17 protein-coding genes are annotated in these 17,476 nt (G+C 69.1%); 3 read left to right on the top strand and 14 right to left on the bottom strand.

What is annotated here, in order from left to right; genetic code table 11:
* Positions 1-4: 4 nt before the first annotated feature.
* Positions 5-484 (bottom strand): peroxiredoxin, encoded by a 480-nt coding sequence (locus tag ACTJIL_RS05645; RefSeq protein WP_440754582.1) that lies wholly within the window; start codon positions 482-484, stop codon positions 5-7.
* Between the two features lie 142 nt (positions 485-626).
* Here ACTJIL_RS05645 and ACTJIL_RS05640 point away from each other — a divergent pair, with 142 nt between their 5' ends.
* The gene (locus tag ACTJIL_RS05640) at positions 627-1,043 is read left to right on the top strand and encodes an Hsp20/alpha crystallin family protein (protein WP_440754581.1); all 417 of its coding nucleotides are present in this window, start codon (positions 627-629) and stop codon (positions 1,041-1,043) included.
* 89 nt (positions 1,044-1,132) lie between these two features.
* Positions 1,133-2,044: a DnaJ C-terminal domain-containing protein gene (locus tag ACTJIL_RS05635; protein ID WP_440754580.1), complete on the top strand. Its 912-nt coding sequence runs from the start codon at positions 1,133-1,135 to the stop codon at positions 2,042-2,044.
* 364 nt (positions 2,045-2,408) lie between these two features.
* Here the strand turns inward: ACTJIL_RS05635 and pilH are convergent, their stop codons facing one another.
* Positions 2,409-2,813, bottom strand: a complete 405-nt coding sequence (gene pilH / locus ACTJIL_RS05630; RefSeq protein ID WP_440754579.1) for a twitching motility response regulator PilH — start codon at positions 2,811-2,813, stop codon at positions 2,409-2,411.
* Positions 2,814-2,875: 62 nt separating this feature from the next.
* Entirely contained in the window at positions 2,876-3,892 is a 1,017-nt protein-coding gene (locus ACTJIL_RS05625; RefSeq protein ID WP_440754578.1) for a YhdH/YhfP family quinone oxidoreductase, read from the bottom strand.
* 273 nt (positions 3,893-4,165) lie between these two features.
* On the opposite strand from ACTJIL_RS05625, the gene ACTJIL_RS05620 reads away from it, so the two are divergent.
* Positions 4,166-5,071 (top strand): 5'-nucleotidase, encoded by a 906-nt coding sequence (locus ACTJIL_RS05620; protein WP_440754577.1) that lies wholly within the window; start codon positions 4,166-4,168, stop codon positions 5,069-5,071.
* Between the two features lie 27 nt (positions 5,072-5,098).
* Here ACTJIL_RS05620 and ACTJIL_RS05615 read toward each other — a convergent pair whose 3' ends face one another.
* The 11 genes from ACTJIL_RS05615 to ACTJIL_RS05565 all read right to left on the bottom strand — a co-directional run bounded on the left by ACTJIL_RS05615 (position 5,099) and on the right by ACTJIL_RS05565 (position 17,408).
* On the bottom strand, positions 5,099-5,653 hold the full coding sequence (locus ACTJIL_RS05615; protein WP_440754576.1) for a DUF2939 domain-containing protein: 555 nt from the start codon (positions 5,651-5,653) through the stop codon (positions 5,099-5,101).
* A gap of 86 nt (positions 5,654-5,739) precedes the next feature.
* Entirely contained in the window at positions 5,740-6,426 is a 687-nt protein-coding gene (locus ACTJIL_RS05610) for a DUF2461 domain-containing protein (RefSeq protein WP_440754575.1), read from the bottom strand.
* A gap of 112 nt (positions 6,427-6,538) precedes the next feature.
* Positions 6,539-7,981: an exodeoxyribonuclease I gene (gene sbcB, locus ACTJIL_RS05605; RefSeq protein ID WP_440754574.1), complete on the bottom strand. Its 1,443-nt coding sequence runs from the start codon at positions 7,979-7,981 to the stop codon at positions 6,539-6,541.
* Between the two features lie 271 nt (positions 7,982-8,252).
* On the bottom strand, positions 8,253-9,629 hold the full coding sequence (locus ACTJIL_RS05600) for an FAD-dependent oxidoreductase (RefSeq protein WP_440754573.1): 1,377 nt from the start codon (positions 9,627-9,629) through the stop codon (positions 8,253-8,255).
* A 68-nt stretch (positions 9,630-9,697) separates the two neighbouring features.
* The gene (kynU, locus tag ACTJIL_RS05595) at positions 9,698-10,984 is read right to left on the bottom strand and encodes a kynureninase (protein WP_440754572.1); all 1,287 of its coding nucleotides are present in this window, start codon (positions 10,982-10,984) and stop codon (positions 9,698-9,700) included.
* 82 nt (positions 10,985-11,066) lie between these two features.
* Positions 11,067-12,077, bottom strand: a complete 1,011-nt coding sequence (locus ACTJIL_RS05590) for an amidohydrolase family protein (RefSeq protein WP_440754571.1) — start codon at positions 12,075-12,077, stop codon at positions 11,067-11,069.
* A gap of 10 nt (positions 12,078-12,087) precedes the next feature.
* Complete coding sequence (locus ACTJIL_RS05585) at positions 12,088-14,202, bottom strand: FUSC family protein (RefSeq protein WP_440754570.1); 2,115 nt, start codon at positions 14,200-14,202, stop codon at positions 12,088-12,090.
* A 140-nt stretch (positions 14,203-14,342) separates the two neighbouring features.
* The gene (locus tag ACTJIL_RS05580) at positions 14,343-14,873 is read right to left on the bottom strand and encodes a 3-hydroxyanthranilate 3,4-dioxygenase (RefSeq protein WP_440754569.1); all 531 of its coding nucleotides are present in this window, start codon (positions 14,871-14,873) and stop codon (positions 14,343-14,345) included.
* A gap of 3 nt (positions 14,874-14,876) precedes the next feature.
* Entirely contained in the window at positions 14,877-15,302 is a 426-nt protein-coding gene (locus ACTJIL_RS05575; protein WP_440754568.1) for a RidA family protein, read from the bottom strand.
* Positions 15,299-15,967 (bottom strand): carbonate dehydratase, encoded by a 669-nt coding sequence (gene can, locus ACTJIL_RS05570; protein WP_440754567.1) that lies wholly within the window; start codon positions 15,965-15,967, stop codon positions 15,299-15,301. The genes ACTJIL_RS05575 and can overlap by 4 nt, the downstream gene beginning before the upstream one ends.
* A gap of 13 nt (positions 15,968-15,980) precedes the next feature.
* Complete coding sequence (locus ACTJIL_RS05565) at positions 15,981-17,408, bottom strand: aldehyde dehydrogenase (protein WP_440754566.1); 1,428 nt, start codon at positions 17,406-17,408, stop codon at positions 15,981-15,983.
* Between the last annotated feature and the right edge of the window lie 68 nt (positions 17,409-17,476).

Raw genomic sequence — 17,476 nt, 5'->3', positions numbered from 1 at the left:
CGGGTCAGGAAAGTTGACTGAGCAGGTGTTCGGCCGAGGACACGCGGAACTCGCCGGGCGCCTCGACGTTGACGATGCGGGCGACGCCGTCCTCGGCATACAGCGAGAAGCGCTTGGCGCGCATGCCCATGCCGTAGGAGCTGGCGTCCATCTCCAGCCCCAGCGCGCGCGCGAACTCGCCGTTGCCGTCGGCCAGCATCAGCAGGCCCTCCGGCGCGTGCTGGCTCTGGCCCCAGGCCTGCATCACGAACGGGTCGTTGACCGACATGCAGAGCACCTCGATGCCGCGCTTGCGGAACTCGTCGAAGTGCTGGATGAAACCGGGCAGGTGCTTTTCCGAACAGGTGGGGGTGAAGGCACCGGGAACCGCGAACAGGACCACCTTCTTGCCGTCGAACAGGGTGGGGGTATCGATGATCTCGACGCCTTCGTCGATGCGCTGGAGCCGTGCTTCTGGAATGGAGTCGCCGGGCTGGATGGGCATTGGGGGGATCCTGTTGAAGTGAACGCAGTCTAGTGCGCAGGGGGAAAGGCGGCGTCAAGACGGGCTTGAAATCCCGCGCCGTGCACCTACCTCGTGGACATCGCGGCAATTGGCGCCGCCCAGTATCCAGAGGAATCGCAGCATGAACATCGTCCATTACCGCCAGTGGCCGGCCCGGCGCCTGGCCAGCGCAGTCGCCGAGTCCGCTTCCGCCAGCGCGCAGTGGCTGCCGCAGGTCGACATCCGCGAGGAAACCGACCGCTTCGTGATCCGCGCCGACCTGCCGGGCATCGACCCGCAGGACATCGAGGTGCAGATGGACAAGGGCATCCTGTCCATCCAGGGCGAGCGCAAGGCCGAGGTCGTCGCCGAAGGCGCGCACTACACGCGCGTGGAGCGCCGCAACGGAAGCTTCAACCGCCGCTTCGCGCTGCCCGACAGCGCCGATGCCGACGGCATCGTGGCCAGCGGCCGCAACGGCGTGCTGGAAGTCAGCATCCCGAAGAAGCCGGAAACCACGCCGCGCCGCATCCGCGTCGGCGTCGAGACCGTGCAGTAGGCCTTTCACCGCGCAAGCGGGCGGAAGGCGGATAATCCCGGCTCGCGGCGGCAACGTCGCGGGCCGCTTTCGCTGGAGACACCGACACGATGCAGTTCAAGGACTACTACGACATCCTGGGCGTGGAACCGAGCGCGGGCGACGCCGAGATCAAGACGGCGTACCGGAGGCTGGCGCGCAAGTACCATCCCGATGTCAGCAAGGAAGCCGGCGCCGAGGAAAACTTCAAGGCGGTCAACGAGGCCTACGAGGCGCTGCGCGACCCGCAGAAGCGTGCGGCCTACGACCAGTTGCGCACCCGCGGCTATCGTCCCGGCGACGAGGTGCAACCGCCTCCGGGCGGCTACGGGCAGGGCGGCGGCGAAGGCTTCGATTTCGACGAGGTGTTCGCCGGCGGCGGCGCGGGCGGCGGCTTCAGCGACTTCTTCGAAAGCCTGTTCCGGCGCCAGGGCGGCGGCGGGTTCTCGCAACAACAGGCGCGCGGCCACCAGGGGCGCGCCGACCTGCGCGCGCGCCTGGCGGTGTCGCTGGAGGCGGTGTACCGCGGCGACAGCGTCCGCGTCGGGCTCAACGGCAAGGCCTTCGACGTGCGCGTGCCCAAGGGCATCAAGCCGGGGCAGGCGATCCGCCTGGCCGGGCAGGGCACCGGTGGCGGCAACCTGTTGCTGGAGATCGAGTACGCGGCGCATCCGCAGTTCGAGGTCGACGGCCGCAACATCATCTACACGCTGCCGGTGGCGCCGTGGGAAGCCGCGCTCGGTGCGACGATCAGCGTGCCGACGCTGGGTGGCAAGGTCGAGCTGAAGATCCCGGCGAATTCGGAAGCCGGTCGCAAGCTGCGCCTGCGCGGTCGCGGCTTGCCCAACGGCGCCGCTTCGACCGCGGCCGGCGACCAGATCGTCGAACTGGAAGTGCAGGCACCGACGCCGCATGGCGACGGCCAGCGCGAGGCTTACGAAGGCCTGCGGGACGCCTTCGCCGGCGACTGGCGCCGGGAGTAGGGCGTCACCGCTCGGTGACGAGAAATCCCCGTGGCATCGGTGGGATCGCGTCGCTGGAGCGGACGCTGTTGATGCTGATGTTTTGGTGGAGAGCGGCCGGACTCATGCGGCTGCATATCGTTCAGAGCGGATGTATCCGTGAGGCATCGGCCGGGTAACCCGCCAAGTCGCTCCCCGATACTCGCTTGGTTGGCGGGTCACCCGGCCGATGCTCCCGACATCGCGGTGCTTGTCGCGGAAAGCGAAAAAGCGTTCTTCGCGATCGCCGGGGTGCATGGAAAAGCCCGCGGGATGCGGACCAATCAGGCGAATACCGGGGAGCGGCTCGGGTCGTATCCAGCGGGCCACCCTGTGGAAGGGATGGTCAGGCCGCGGCGGGCGGCTCGGGCGGGGTGTCGGGCGCACCGGAGCCGATCATGCCGGCGATGGCCTCCGCCAGTTCGGACTCCGAGAAGGGCTTGGTCAGGTAGGCCTTCGCGCCCTGGCGCATGCCCCAGACGCGGTCGGTGTCCTGGTCCTTGGTGGTCACCAGGACCACCGGAATGTGTTTGGTGCTCGGGTCGCGCGTGATCGAGCGGGTGGCCTGGAAACCGTTGAGGTTCGGCATCACCACGTCCATCAGGATCAGGTCGGGCAGTTCGCGCTTGGCGACCTCGACACCGGCGGCGCCGTCCTCGGCGGTCAGTGCCTCGTGGCCCAGCTTTTCAACGATGCGCCGGATCCCCATCAGCTGGGAGGGCGAATCGTCCACGATCAGAATGCGCGCCATGATGTTCCCCGTTGGGTGCGTGGAGATTGTAGCCGGGGCCGTGGTGGCCGCAAGCAGGCCGGTCACGCGCCCGCTGCGACGGGTTCCCGGAGATTGACCAGCGTCCGTCCCATCGAGCCACCGGCCAGCATGGTGTCGAATACCGCGGGCAGCTGTTCCAGCGTGGCCTCGCGCGTGCAGATGCGGTCCAGGTGGCGCGGTTTCCAGTCGGAGGCCAGCCGGCGCCAGACTTCGTCGCGGATGTCGCGCGCGGTGCCGGCCGAGGCGACGCCCAGCAGCGAGACGCCGCGGATGATGAAGGGCATCACCGTGGCCGGCAGGTCATGCGTGGCCGCGAGGCCGGCGCTGGCGACATTGCCGTAGGGCGCGGTCTGCGCGAGCAGGCTGGCGAGCATCGGCCCGCCGACGTTGTCCAGGCCGCCGCCGAAACGGGTCGATTCCAGGGGCCGGGCGCTGGCCAGCGCATCGCGGCCGAGCACTTCGCTGGCGCCGATCGCCTGCAGGTAATCGGCATGTTCCGGCTTGCCGCTGACGGCGTGCACCGTGTAGCCGGCGCTGCTGAAAATGTCGACCGCCAGCGAGCCGACGCCGCCGGTCGCGCCGGTCACCGCCAGCGGCCCGAGCGACGGCGCCTGCCGGTTTTCTTCCATGCGCAGCAGCGCGAGCGCGGCGGTGAAACCGGCGGTACCGAGGATCATGCTTTCGCGCAGGTCCAGCCCCGAAGGCAATGCGACCGCCCATCGCGCTTCGATCCGCGCGTATTCGGCATAGCCGCCGTCGCGGGTCTCGCTCAGGCCGGAGCCCGTGACCAGCACCGTGTCGCCTTCGCGGAACTTCGCATCGGTCGACGCCACCACATGGCCTGCCACGTCGATGCCGCCCACCAGCGGGAACCGGCGCAGGATCTTGCCCTTGCCGGTGCCGGCCAGCGCGTCCTTGAAGTTGACCGACGAATGCGCGACCCGGATGACGATCTCGCCGGGCGCCAGGTCGCCGAGCGATATCCGCTCGATGCCGCTGCGATAACCGGCGTCGTCGCTGTGGATGCGGAAGGCGTTGAAGTCGGTGGGGATCGTCATGGGCCGGTGGTCTCTGGAAGGGGCGGGCGCGTCGATGATGCCCGCCAACGCCGTGTCCTTCCATCGGTGGGGCACTCGGCCACCTCTGGGAGCACCCGGCCATGCGTGGGAGCGTCCATGGCCGCGATGCCGTCCAGCTTCCGCGCCGGGAAGCCATGCTTTCACCGGCTTCCCCCGGAAAGCATCGTGGCCATGGCCACTCCCACAAAATCCTCCCCGCAAACCACACGCAGCGTCGCAACCGCTGCGACCGATTCGCGGCACAATGCGGCCATGTCCGACACCCCCGCCGACCTGCTCACCGTCGCGATCTCCTCGCGCGCGCTATTCGACCTCGAGGAAAGCAACAGCCTGTTCGAGGCGCGGGGCATCGATGTCTACGCCGAGCACCAGCGCAGCCGCGAGGACGACGTGCTCGAACCGGGCATCGCCTTCCCGCTGGTGCGCAAGCTGCTCGCGCTCAACGAGGGCGCGCCGGCCGACTCGCCGCGGGTCGAGGTGATCCTGCTGTCGCGCAACTCTTCCGACACCGGGTTGCGCGTGTTCAACTCGATCCAGCACCACGGCCTGGCGATCTCGCGCGCAACCTTCACCTCGGGTGCGCCGACCTGGCCCTACATCAAGCCGTTCGGCGCGCAGCTGTTCCTGTCGGCCAATCCGGAGTCGGTGCGCGGCGCGCTCGAAAACGGCGTCGCCGCGGCGACGATCCTGCCGGCCAAGGCGCCGGCACACCGACACGACCAGCTGCGCATCGCCTTCGACGGCGACGCGGTGATCTTCGACGACGAGGGCGAGCGCGTGTCGCAGGAGCGCGGCATCGAGGCTTTCCATCGCCACGAGCGCGAACGCGCGCGCGAACCGCTGCCCGGTGGGCCGTTCCGAGGCTTCCTCGACGCGCTGCACCGGCTGCAGGCCGCCTATCCGCCGGGCGAGGATTCGCCGATCCGCACCGCGCTGGTCACCGCGCGTTCGGCGCCTGCGCACGAGCGCGTGATCCGCACCCTGCGCGAATGGGGCGTGCGCCTGGACGAGGCGCTGTTCCTCGGCGGGCGCGCCAAGGGGCCGTTCCTGGACGTGTTCGGTGCCGACATCTTCTTCGACGATTCGCTGCACAACATCGACTCGGCGCGCAAGCACGTGGCCACCGGGCACGTGCCACATGGCGTGTCGAACCCCTGACTCGTTACTTGCCGACCGGCCTGTCTCCTACGGAGCGGGTTCCTGCAACGGCAGCCGGATGTCGGAGAGCTTCCAGTCCAGTCCATGCCGCGTCATCACGAACACCACCGGACGGCCCTGGTCGTCGTGGACGGTGGCGGTGAAACGCGACAGCGATTCGTAGCGGTATTGCGCGTCCTGCAACGGGCGCGGCTCCGATGAGGTACGCGCCTCGTCGCTCGAGGGCGGCGGCAGGCCGCTGGCGCGGTCCCAGACCTTGCGGCCTTCCATCATCGCGCCGAGCCCCGTGGGGGTGACCATCGTATCGACCAGCCCGCCGACCAGCCCGTTGGCGATGCCGAGCCCGAAGACCGCGAACGGATTGTCCGGCGACGGCGCACCGACTTCCCGCAACAGATGACCGCCGAGCTGCGCCTTGAGGCTGCTGCGCAGCGCCGGGAAGTCGACCTGCTTCGCCATCGCTGCGGCATCGCGTGCCTGCGCGGCATCGCGGATGGCATTGACGGTCCGGTAGGGGCCGCTTGCGGTCCAGGCGAGGAGGGCGACCAGGACAGCGGCGGCGAGCCAGAGCCATTTCTTCATCGTCGATACTCCCGTGACCGTCTCGGGATTCTATGACGATCCCACTGCCCTTGTAGGAACGCCCATGGGCGTTCCACGAGTTTTCTTCAGAACTCCAGGTCCAGTGACGCACACAGGTAATCGATGAACGGCGCCAGCGCCTGCAGGTCCTTCGCCAGCGTCTGCCGCAGCCTGGGGCCGCTCATCACGCTGTCCTCGACTGCGCGCGAAGCGACGAAATTCTTGTGGCGAAGATCATCGATGAAAGCGAAGTCGGCGGGAAAACCGCGCGGCGGCCGCACCAGCATCTCGTCGGTCTCGAGGTCGAATCGGCGGCGGAAGGCAGGCGCATGCGCCGCTCGTTGCCAGCTGCCGGGGTTGTCGAAGATGAACTGCCGGACCCGCCGTTGCGTCGCCGTTTCCGGATGCCACAGTCCCGCGCCGACGAAGCAGTTGCCCGGCTGCAGGTGCAGGTAGAACGACGGCGCCGGCACCTGCCGCGAGCGCTCGTGGAACAGGCGCGCGCCCTGCCACGACTTGTATGGCGTCTTGTCGTTGGCGAAGCGGGTGTCGCGCTGGATCCGGAACAGCGAACCGCCGACGGTCTTCGGTTCGGAGCGGAAATGCTCGCTCACCGTGCGCAGCTCCGGCTGAAGGTCCGCCAGCAGCGCCTGGAAGGGGCCACGCACGTGGGCGTCGTAGTCGGCCTTGTGCGCCTGGAACCAGGCGCGCTCATTGTTGCGCGCGAGGCTGCGCAGGAACTTGAAGCTCTTGTCGGAGAAGTAGGTCGTCATGGCAGGCCGGTCATCCGGTGTCGAAAGTCGTGAAGCACTCGCGTGGGAGCGGAGTCAGCCGCGCGCTTTATCCGGTGCACCAGGAGCCCTCGGCTGAAGCTGCTCCCACGGATCATGGAAGGGAAGCCCGCAATCGGCGCCCCCAATCCTCGAGCCCGTCGAGCAGGATTTGCTTGGCGCCGTCGTCGGCATGCGCCGCACGCAGTTCCGCGATCTGCGCCTCGTACTGCGCGAAGGTCACCTCGGACAACCCGGAGTCGTCGACCAGGCGATGGACACGGTATTCGTTCCAGCGCGCCTGCTCGTCGGCGGACAGCATTTCCGGCCAGTTGCGCGCCCGGTAGCGGAACAGCAGCTCGGTCAGGCGCGGGTCCTGGAACCCGAAGTCGCGGGTGCTTAGCGCCTGCGGCGGGGTGGCGCGGACATCGGCACAGCGGCGCTTGTCGCCGTCGCCGATGAAGCCGTCGTAGAGCGACGCGTCGGCGTCGGCTGGCTCGCGCTCGGCCACATTGGCGAAGACGCGGCGGACCTTTTCAGCCAGTGCCGGTGCCGCGGCGCGCAGCCGCGCGGCGCGGACTTCCACCGCCGCGGGATCGATGCCCAGGCGCTGGAAATCCGGCTCCCGCAGGTGCGCCCACTGGATCAGCGCCGGGCAGCGATTGAGGTGGACCTCCTTCAGCGGCACCCGAGATTCGCCTTCCGGCAGGTCGGCGGCGCGCACGTAGAGGCGGTCGGCGATGGCGTCCGCTTCGAGGTCGAGCAACGCGTCGGGCTCGCTGTCGAGGTCGAACACGATCACGCGGCTGTCGATGCGCGGGTGGCGCGCCAGCGGCAGCACGGCGGCCGCGCACAGGCGCGCGGCGGGATAGCGCTGCGACACGTGCAGCACCGGCGTCATCGCGATGGAATCGAGCAGGGTGGCGACGTGGCGCTTGTCGCGCAGTCGCGCGGCGTGTTCCCACAGCCGCGGCTGCGACTGCCGCAGCAGGCGCGCCATGCCGATCAGCGCGCGCACGTCCGACAGCGCCTCATGCGCGTCGCCGATGCGCACGTTGTTGGCGGCCGCGAGGTGTTCGAGCCGGAACGAGGTTGCGCCGTCGTCGCGTTTCGGCCATTCGATGCCGTCGGGCCGCAGCGCGTGGGCCAGGCGCATCACGTCGAGCAGGTCCCAGCGCGAGTTGCCGCCGCGCCACTCGCGCTCGTAGGGATCGCGGAAATTGCGGAACAGCCCGTGGCGGACGAACTCGTCGTCGAAGCGCAGCGAGTTGTAGCCCAGGGTGCAGGTTTCCGGGCGCGCCATTTCCTCGAAGATGCGGGCGAAGGCCTCGGCCTCGGTAACGCCATCGCGCAGCGCATCCTGCGGGGTGATGCCGGTGACCAGCGTGGCCATGGGCGAGGGCAGCAGGTCGTCCGCCGGCTTGACGAAGAACTCGACCGGCGCCTCGACCTCGTTGAGTTGCGCATCGGTACGGATCGCAGCGAACTGCGCAATGCGGCTGCGGCGCGGGTCGGTGCCGAAGGTTTCGAGGTCGTAGAAGAGGAAACTGGCGGGCATGGGTTCGAGTCTGCGGGGCGTCCTGCTATTCCTGTTCTTGTGGGAGCGGCTTCAGCCGCGAGCTTCGACTCCCTCCCCTGCGAAGGCAGGGGAGGGCTGGGGAGGGGTGCCCTTCGGGATCAATGCGAACCGTGGAAACCCCCTCGCAGCCTCCCCCTGCCGTCGCAGGGGGAGGAGCCAAAGCCAGAACTCGCGGCTGAAGCCGCTCCCACAAGGGCGAGTACCGGACATCTTGCCGCAAGCCCGTCGCAGGCGGCGCGACCGGCCGGTGTCAGGCATTGTCGACCAGTGGCGCCAGCTGCCGTTCGACTTCGGCGTCGACCGCATCCCAGTCCACGCCGTCGAGCGAATCCAGCCCGCGCGTGGCCGCCACCAGGATCCCGCGCTGGATGTTGCTGCGCTCCAGCGCCACGGCGTACGGGATCCGCATGAAGGTCACCATCGAGTAGTGCGGCACGAAGCGGCCGGGGTGGCGTTCCTGCAGCTTGCGTTCCAGCGCCTGCTGCAGCAGGAAGTCTGGATCGTCGACCAGGTCGCGCATCTCGATGTAGTTCTCCAGCGCCATGTCCTGGATCGCGGTGGCGTTGGGTTTGCGCGTGGTCTCGAATGCAGCGAAGGCGCCAGCCAGGGTGTTGTGGCCCTCGATGCAGTCCGCGAGCGCGACGCAGTCCTCGAACGCGCAGTTCATGCCCTGGCCATGGAACGGCACCATCGCGTGCGCGGCGTCGCCCAGCAACACCGCGTCGCCATCCAGGTGCCAGCGGTCGAGGCGGAGCGTGGCCAGCGTGCCGATGGGATTGGCCTCGAAGTCGCTTTCCAGCTCCGGGATCAGCGGCAACGTGTCGGGGAAGTCGCGTTCGAACAGCGCGCGTGCGTCCGCCGCGGTGGCGACCGAGTCGAAATCGGGGTCGTCGTTGCCGCCGTCGCCGTGCAGGGCCATGAACAGGGTGACGGTGAAGTTGCGCTCGTCGTTGGGCAGCGCGATGCACATGTAGCGACCCCGCGGCCAGATGTGCAGCGCGTTGGGTTCGATGCGGAAGCCGCCGTCGCGTGCGGGCGGGATTTCCAGTTCCTTGTAACCATGGCCGAGCCATTCGGTGCGCTCGCCGAGATCGCTGCGCGCGCCCATCTGCGCGCGCAGCGTGGAGCCGGCGCCGTCGCAGCCGAGCAGGGCGTTGAACGGATGCGTGTGCAGCTGGCCGTTGCCACGGTAGGTGGCGGTGCGCGCGTCGAAGTCGACGGACTTGAGCCCCCGATCGAAATGTAGGGTGGCCCCCGCCGCTTCGGCCGCGTCGATCAGGGTGATGTTGAGCTCGCCGCGGCTGACCGACCAGATCACTTCGCTGTCGTCGCGACCGTAGCGCTGCAGCTGCGGCTGCCCGTGCAGCGGGTGCACCATGCGCCCGCGCATCATCACCGCCTGTTTCAGCACCGCGCCATCGGCATCCGCGGCGCGCAGCGCATGCAGGCCGCGCTCGGCCAGGGCGAGGTTGATCGAACGCCCGCCGGCGTAGCCGTGCAGGCGCGGGTCGCCACGTCGTTCGAACACCTCCACCCGCCAGCCGCGCTGCGCGAGCAGGGTGGCCAGCAGTGCGCCGGCGAGGCCGGCGCCGATGATGGTGAGGGATTTCGAGTCAGTCCTGTTCAATTCGGCTCCCGGAAACCGTCATCCCGAAATTCGCGGAAATAACGGTTTCGTGGTGGATGCAGTAGGGATCATTCCCCACGCCACGCCTGCACCGCGCGCACGAACCGCAGCACGTCGGCGTGGGTGTTGTACATCGGCATCGGCGAGATCCGGATCACGTCCGGTTCGCGCCAGTCACCGAGTACGCCCTGGGTGGCGAGGAAGTCGAACAGCGACCTGCCGGCGTCGCGTCCGGTGAGGCCGCGGCCTTCCACGACGCGCAGCGAAAGCTGGGCGCCGCGACGTTCGGGTTCGCGCGGGGTGGCGATCTGCAGCGTGCCGGACAGCCGTTCGCGGATCAGGGTTTCCAGATAGCCTGTCAGGCGCTCGGACTTGGCCCGCAGCGCGGGCATGCCGGCGCGGTCGAACAGTTCCAGTGAACCGCGCAGCGGCGCCAGCCCCAGGATCGGCGGATTGCTCAGCTGCCAGCCGTCGGCGCCGGGCGTGGGCACGAAGTCGGCGCCCATGCGGAAGCGCGAGGCCTGTTCGTGGCCCCACCAGCCGGCGAAACGCGGCCGGTCGCTGCGGGCGTGGCGTTCGTGGACGAAGCAACCGGCAACCGCGCCGGGTCCTGCATTCATGTACTTGTAATGGCACCACACCGCGAAATCCGCGTCGGCATCATGCAACTGCAGCGGCAGGTTGCCGGCGGCGTGGGCGAGGTCGAAGCCGACCACCGCACAGGCGGCGTGGCCCAGGCGCGCGATCTCGCGCAGGTCGAAGGCCTGACCGCTGCGGTACTGCACGCCCGGCCAGACGATCAATGCCAGGCGCGGGCCGTGCTCGGCGATGGCGCGCTCGATCGCCTGCATCGAGAACGTGCCGTCGGGCTCGTCCGGCTGCAGTTCGATCAGGTCGGTCGCGGGGTCGAAACCATGGAAGCGCACCTGCGATTCGAGTGCGTAGCGATCCGAGGGAAACGCGCCGGCTTCCATCAGGATCGCCGGCCGCTCGCGGGTGGGCCGGTAGAAGCTCACCATCATCAGGTGCAGGTTGGCGGTGAGCGAGTTCATCGCCACCACTTCCGACGGCAGCGCGCCGACCACGCGCGCGAGCCCGTCGCGGACGAGCTCGTGGTAGGGCATCCACTGCGCCTGCCCGGTGAAGTGGCCTTCGACGGCCTCGTGCGCCCACTTGTCCAGCACTTCCTCGACGTGCGCGCGGGCGGACCTGGGTTGCAGGCCCAGCGAGTTGCCGCAGAAGTAGGCCTGGTCGCGGCCGTCGTGCCGCGGGATCAGGAACTCATCGCGCAGATCGCGCAACGGGTCGGCGGCGTCCTGCGCGTTCGCGTGGTCGTCGGAGAAGAGTTCGGTCATCGGGTCGTTCCGGGTAGCGCGCAATGCCGCGCGGCGGGAAGTGGCAGGGGCGTGCGCGTGGCGACGACGTCTCCACGCACGGTCAGGCGAATCGCGACTTCGGCAACCCCAGCCATTCCAGCGCGGTGCCGTGGAACAGGCGCGCCTTGCCGGCGTCGTCGAGTTCCATCGCGTCGATGCCGGCGCCCGGGACCTGTTCGCCGAGCGGGAACGGATAGTCGGTGCCGAGCATCACGCGCTCCACGCCGCAGGTGTCGAGCAGGTACTGCAACGCGCGCGAATCGGCGACCCAGGAATCGAAGTACAGGCGTTCGAGGTACTCGCGCGGGTTGCGCGGGTTGTCGGTGGCGACGAGGTCCGGGCGCATGTTGAAACCGTGCTCGATGCGGCCGATGGTGTAGGGGAAGCTGCCGCCGCCGTGGGCGAGGCAGACCTTCAGTTTCGGCAGCCGCTCCAGCACGCCGCCGAACACCAGGCAGCACGCCGCGCGCGACTGCTCGGCCGGCATGCCGACCAGCCAGGGCAGCCAATACTTCGGCATCGACTCGGCGCCCATCATGTCCCAGGGATGCACGAGGATCGCCGCGCCCAGGTCGGCGGCGGCCTCGAAGAACGGGAACAGTTCCGGCGCGTCGAGGTTCCATTCGCCGATGTGCGAGCCGATCTGCACACCTTGCAGGCCGAGCTGGTCGATGCAGCGCTCCAGCTCCTGGATCGCCAGCCGCGGCGACTGCAGCGGCACGGTACCGATCCCGGCGTAGTGGCGCGGGTGCGTGCGCAGGGTCTCGGCCATGTGGTCGTTGAGCGCGGCATGCAGCTCCAGCGCGTGGTGCGGCTTGGCCCAGTAGCTGAACATCACCGGCACCGTGCTGATCACCTGCACCTGCACGCCGAAGCGCGCGTACTCGTCGATGCGCTGCTGCGGGTCCCAGGTGTTCGACCAGATCTCGCGGAAGAACTTGCCGTCCTTGTAGATGCGATGGCGGCCGTCGTCGGTGTGGTGGATGACCGGGAACCGGTCGTCGCCGTACTTCTTCGCCATGTCCGGCCAGTCGCGGGGCAGGTAATGCGCGTGGATGTCGATCTTGAGCATGGCGGCCAGTTTACCCGGCCGGCTCGGCGATCGCCTTCGCGTCGTGCGCCCGCGCCTGGCGGAGCAGGTGGGCAAGCGTGTCGATGCTGTCGGCAATGCGGTCGCAGGTGTCGGCCAGCGCCATGCCGGCCGGGCTGGCGGCAAGCGCCTCGTCGCGCGACAGGGCCTTGGCGAGCTGGCGTTCGGCGACGCGGGGCGAGCGGACCTGCGGCAGCGTACGGTTGCGCAGGGCGTCGGCGATGGCTGCAAGCGAGGCGTCGACTTCGCTTGCGAAGGCGGACAGCTCGGGCAGCTGCGGCAACGTGCCTTCGTCGCGCAACGCGGCTTCCAGCGACAGCGAGGTGCGGATCAGGCGGTGGGCGTTGGCGAGGAAGGATTCGGTCGCGACCAGTTCGGCGGCCCGTTCGCGCCCGGGCTCGGCACGCATGCGGTCGAGCGAGGCCAGCACGCGCGTGCGCGCGGCGCGGGCGGTGGTGCGGGTCTCGTGCAGGGCGCCGATGTCGTTGCCGAGCACGGCCAGGATGTGGGCGCGGTAGCCGTCGATCAGCCTGGCCAGGGCGATGTCCGAACGCTGGCCTTCCCATGTCGGCCACAGCAGGTAGGCGACCAGGGCCAGCGCGCTGCCCAGCGTCGTGCCCAGCACGCGCATGTGGATGGCGTCTCCGGGCGGGATGCCCTCGAACGCCAGCAGCAGCACCAGCATGCCGGTCAGCATCGCCACGCCGAGGCCGTAGTTGACCGTCGCCAGCAGGCGGAAGCCAATGCACAGCAGCGCCATCAGCAGCAGCGACAGCACCGTGTTGTCGACCACCAGGTGCACCACCAGCGAGGTCAGCAGCAGGCCGCCGAAGGTCCCGGCCACGCGCAGCAGGCCGAAGCGCAGGGTGCCGCCGAAGTCGGGCCGCAGCACGATGGCGGCGGTCATCGGGATCCATGCGCCATGCGGAATCTCCAGCAGGCGCTCGCAGGCAACGGCGATCCCGAGACAGACGGCGCAGCGGATCGCATGGCGCATGGCCACCGAGGACAGGTCGAGATTGGCGCGCAGTGTCTGCAGCGGATTGCCGGGACGCAGCGCCGCGGGCAGCTTCGCATCGGCCAGCTCGGCGCGGATCTCGCCGCGGCTGCTGGCCCAGTCGCTGTTGCGCACCAGTGCGCGCAGCTGGCCGGCCAGCCCCTGCGCGCGGAGCACTGCGATGCGCAGCAGGCGCCGGTCGCGGGCACCGGAAACAGCGTCGACCGCGTGCGCCAGCGCATCGACGCGAGCGCCGAGCGTGGTCACCTCCTGTTCGGCGCGCAACGGTTTCTCCGCCGCCTGCATTGCATCGGACAGGTGGCCGAGGATGGCTTCGGCGCCGGCGAGGACGCTGCGGATGCGGGCCATGGCGTCGGGGTCCTCGACGCGTTCGAGTACGTCGCCCAGCGACAGTAGTTCGATGCGCACGCGCTCGCACAGTTCGGCGATGATGCGGAAGGACTGCATTGCCCGGCCACGCGAGCGATACTCGCCATGCAGCGTTTCCAGGGCCTCCATGGCGGCCATCGACACCGGCGGCGGCAATGACGTGTCGGGGCGGCTGTGCGCGACGTCCGCCAGTTGCCGCAATACGATTGCAAGCGCGAAGCGCTCGGGCCGATAGCGCTGCAACGGCCAGGCCGCGACCGCCATCAGCATCTGCAGCACGCCGCCGGCGAAGATCAGGGCGGCAACGCCTGGCGCGTGCACCGTCGGTACCTGCATGTCGGCGGTGATGATCAGCACGATCATGCTGGACATGCCCACGCGCGCGATGACCGGTCCGAGCGCCACCAGCAGGCCACCGAGCAGCCCGGCCAGCGCGGCCGCCAGCGCGAACAACCACATGTGCCCGCCGACCAGGATGCCGACCAGGGCGGACAGACCCGCGGCGGCAGCGGCCATCAGCATGTGCTGCATGCGCTGCCGGTAGGGCCCGGGCTGGTCGGTGAACATGGTGTTGATCGCGCCGGTGGTCATCGCCAGCCCCGCGGGGACCTGGTCGATCGCGAGCCCGACCGCGAGCGGCGCCACCACGGCAATGGTGTTGCGCAGCGCGACCCGGAGCGGAACGTCGCGGGGCTTGAGGTCGATCAGGGAGCGCAGCACGGAGCGATTCCTGGCGGGTATTCACGCATTCTCGACGATCCCGGCTGTTGCAGGGGCGGCTTCAGCCGCGAGCTTGCGCGGGGATGTCAAAAGCTCGCGGCTGAAGCCGCTCCTACAAAAGTGCTGGGACGGAGCGACGGTCAGGTATCCGGGAACTCGTACTTCGATGGCGCCGGATTCAGGTGGCCGCACTGCTTGCAGGTGCGGTGCTCGCGCGAGGCGTAGAAGCGTTCGAATACCGGCGGGAAGTCCTTCTCGATGTCGTGCAGGAAGAAGAACTCCTCGTACAACTTGTGGTTGCACTGCTCGCAGAACCACATCAGGCCGTCGTCCTCGTGCGGCAGGCGCTTGCGTTCGATCACCAGGCCGATCGAGTCGGCCATGCGCTGCGGCGAATGCGGCACGCGCGGTGGCAGCAGGAAGATCTCGCCGGCCTTGATCGGGATGTCGCGCGGCTTGTCGTTCTCCTGGATGCGCAGCACCATCTCGCCCTCGAGCTGGTAGAACCACTCCGGGCCCTCGTCCCAGTGGTAGTCGGTGCGCGCGTTCGGGCCGCCGACCACCATCACGATGAAATCGCCGTCGTAGATGCACTTGTTGCCCACCGGCGGCTTGAGCAGGTGGCGGTGTTCGTCGATCCAGGCCTGGAGGTTCAGCGGGGCGGGCAGCATGGCTTACTCCTTGAAGGCGGCGACGCACTTGAGTTCGATCGCGATCGGCGTGGGCAGCGCGTCGATGCCGAGCGTGGTGCGGCAGGGCGCGGTGGCCGGGTCGGGGAAATGCTCGGCCCAGACCGCGTTGTAGGCGGCAAAGTCGCGCGCCATGTCGGTGAGGTAGACGGTAATGTCCACCAGGTCCTCCCAGCGTGAACCGCTGGCATCGAGCACCGCGCGCACGTTGGCGAACACCGCGCGGGCCTGCGCGGCGATGTCGTGGCTGCGCACGCGGCCGTCGGCGAAGTATTCGTTGCCGGGGATGCCGTTGCCGGCCGGGTCGCGCGGGCCGATGCCCGACAGGAACAGCAGGTTGCCGACACGGCGCGCGTGCGGATAGATGCCCACCGGGCGCGGCGCGCCGCTGGCGTCGATCACGTCGCTCATGGCGCTTCCTCGACCTGGCGTTCGCGCAGCTGCGCAAGCGCGCGCGCATAGGTCGGCGTCAGCGCCGCGGCGGAATCCACGTCCATGCCCAGTTCACGCACGCGGCCGTCGGCCAGGCTGTAGACCCAGCCATGCACCGAAAGCTTCTGTCCGCGCGCCCAGGCGTCCTGGACCACGGTCGACAGGCAGACGTTCTCGGCCTGCTCGATCGCGTTGAGCTCGCACAGGCGATTGGGGCGCTGCTCGGCGGGAAACCCTTCCAGCAGTGCGGCGTGCTTCTGCGCGACGTCGCCGACGTGCCGGATCCAGTTGTCGGACAACCCGATGCGCAGGCCGTTGAGCGCCGCATCCACGCCGCCGCAGCCGTAGTGGCCGACCACGAGGATGTGCTCGACGTTCAGCACGTCGACGGCGAACTGGATCACCGACATGCAGTTCAGGTCGGTGTGCACCATCACGTTGGCGATGTTGCGGTGGACGAACACCTCGCCCGGCGCCAGGCCCATGATCTGGTTAGCCGGTACGCGCGAGTCCGAGCAGCCGATCCACAGGTACTTGGGTGCCTGCAGCGCGGACAGGCGCTCGAAGAAGTGCGGGTCTTCGCTGCGTACGCCCTCGGCCCAGGCGCGGTTGTTGCGCAGCAGTATGTCGAGTGCCTGTTTCATGCGGGGGTTCGCTTCATGCCAGTGAGATGCCCACGTTGCGGGGTTCGGTGAAAAAGCGCATGGCCTCGAGCCCGCCTTCGCGGCCCAGCCCGGACTGGGCCATGCCGCCGAACGGGGTGCGCAGGTCGCGCATCAGCCAGCAGTTGATCCAGACGATACCGGCCTGGATGCCGGCGGCGAGGCGGTGGGCGCGGTTGAGGTCGCGGGTCCAGATGGATGCGGCAAGGCCGTACTCACAAGCGTTCGCCAGCGCCAGCGCCTGGCTGTCGTCGTCGAAGGGCTGCAGGGTCGCGACCGGGCCGAAGATCTCCTCGCGGTTGGTCGCGCAGTCCGGGCCGAGGCCTTCGATCACGGTGGGCGCGACGAACCAGCCGGGCCGGTCGAGCGCGTTGCCGCCGCACAGCACGCGGCCGCCTTCCTCGCGGGCGCGTGCGATCCCGGCCACGACCTTGTCGAAATGCGCCTGCGACACCAGCGGGCCCATCCGCGCGTCCGGGTCCATCGGGTCGCCGACCCGCAGCGCCAGCGCGCGTTCGACCAGCGCATCGCGGAATTCGGCATAGATGGCCCGTTCGACCAGGATGCGCGAACCGCACAGGCAGATCTGCCCGGAGTTCTGGAACGCCGAACGCACGATGGTGTCGAGCTGGCCACGCCAGTCGCTGTCGGCGAAGACCAGGGTCGGGTTCTTGCCGCCGAGTTCCAGCGACACCTTCTTCAGCATCGGTGCCGCGATGCCGGCGATGCGCCGGCCGACGGCGGTGCTGCCGGTGAACGACACTGCCTTGACCCGTGGATGCACCACCATCGCCTCGCCGACGGCGGGGCCGAGGCCATGCACCACGTTGAGCACACCCGCAGGGAGTCCGATCTCCGCCGCGAGTTCACCGAGCATCGTCGCCGTCATCGGCGTGACCTCGGAAGGCTTGGCGACCACGGTGTTGCCGGCGGCCAGCGCCGGCGCGATCTTCCAGGTGAACAGGTACAGCGGCAGGTTCCACGGCGAGATCGTCGCAACCACGCCCAGCGGCTGGCGCAGGGTGTAGTTCAGCCCGGCCTCGCCGTGGTGCGATTCGCTGGCGAACTGGGTGGCGGCGTGCGCGAAGAAACGCAGGTTCGAGATCGCGCGCGGGATCTCCACGTCGCGGGCGAGGGCGAACGGCTTGCCGCCGTCGCGCGACTCGGCGTGGGCGAAATCGTCCAGCCGCGCCTCCAGTGCATCGGCCAGGCGTTCCAGCCAGCGCGCGCGTTCGGCGTTGGCCAGCGAGGACCAGCCCGGGAAGGCATCCGCGGCGGCGGCAACCGCGGCTTCGACGTCCTCGGCGCTGCCGTCGGCGACCTGCGCGAACGGCTTTCCGGTGGCCGGATCGAACACGTCGAGGCAGCGCCGCGTGGACGCCTCACGGGCTTTGCCGTCGATCCAGTGGGCGAACTGCTGCATCCGCGTAGCTTAACCGCTGCAGGTGCCCCGGTAGGAGCGCCTTATGGGCGCGATGCTTCCCCGTCGAA

The sequence above is a fragment of the Luteimonas sp. 22616 genome, from assembly GCF_052044325.1.
GTDB lineage: Bacteria > Pseudomonadota > Gammaproteobacteria > Xanthomonadales > Xanthomonadaceae > Luteimonas.
The sequence above is the reverse complement of the archived record's forward strand: the minus strand, read 5'-3'. Positions and strand labels throughout refer to the sequence as shown.

Coding starts and splice junctions, on each gene's coding strand:
- ACTJIL_RS05645 (WP_440754582.1), bottom strand. CDS start 484: ATGCCCATCCAGCCCGGCGACTCCATTCCAGAAGCACGGCTCCAGCGC.
- ACTJIL_RS05640 (WP_440754581.1), top strand. CDS start 627: ATGAACATCGTCCATTACCGCCAGTGGCCGGCCCGGCGCCTGGCCAGC.
- ACTJIL_RS05635 (WP_440754580.1), top strand. CDS start 1,133: ATGCAGTTCAAGGACTACTACGACATCCTGGGCGTGGAACCGAGCGCG.
- pilH (WP_440754579.1), bottom strand. CDS start 2,813: ATGGCGCGCATTCTGATCGTGGACGATTCGCCCTCCCAGCTGATGGGG.
- ACTJIL_RS05625 (WP_440754578.1), bottom strand. CDS start 3,892: ATGACGATCCCCACCGACTTCAACGCCTTCCGCATCCACAGCGACGAC.
- ACTJIL_RS05620 (WP_440754577.1), top strand. CDS start 4,166: ATGTCCGACACCCCCGCCGACCTGCTCACCGTCGCGATCTCCTCGCGC.
- ACTJIL_RS05615 (WP_440754576.1), bottom strand. CDS start 5,653: ATGAAGAAATGGCTCTGGCTCGCCGCCGCTGTCCTGGTCGCCCTCCTC.
- ACTJIL_RS05610 (WP_440754575.1), bottom strand. CDS start 6,426: ATGACGACCTACTTCTCCGACAAGAGCTTCAAGTTCCTGCGCAGCCTC.
- sbcB (WP_440754574.1), bottom strand. CDS start 7,981: ATGCCCGCCAGTTTCCTCTTCTACGACCTCGAAACCTTCGGCACCGAC.
- kynU (WP_440754572.1), bottom strand. CDS start 10,984: ATGACCGAACTCTTCTCCGACGACCACGCGAACGCGCAGGACGCCGCC.
- ACTJIL_RS05590 (WP_440754571.1), bottom strand. CDS start 12,077: ATGCTCAAGATCGACATCCACGCGCATTACCTGCCCCGCGACTGGCCG.
- ACTJIL_RS05580 (WP_440754569.1), bottom strand. CDS start 14,873: ATGCTGCCCGCCCCGCTGAACCTCCAGGCCTGGATCGACGAACACCGC.
- ACTJIL_RS05575 (WP_440754568.1), bottom strand. CDS start 15,302: ATGAGCGACGTGATCGACGCCAGCGGCGCGCCGCGCCCGGTGGGCATC.
- can (WP_440754567.1), bottom strand. CDS start 15,967: ATGAAACAGGCACTCGACATACTGCTGCGCAACAACCGCGCCTGGGCC.
- ACTJIL_RS05565 (WP_440754566.1), bottom strand. CDS start 17,408: ATGCAGCAGTTCGCCCACTGGATCGACGGCAAAGCCCGTGAGGCGTCC.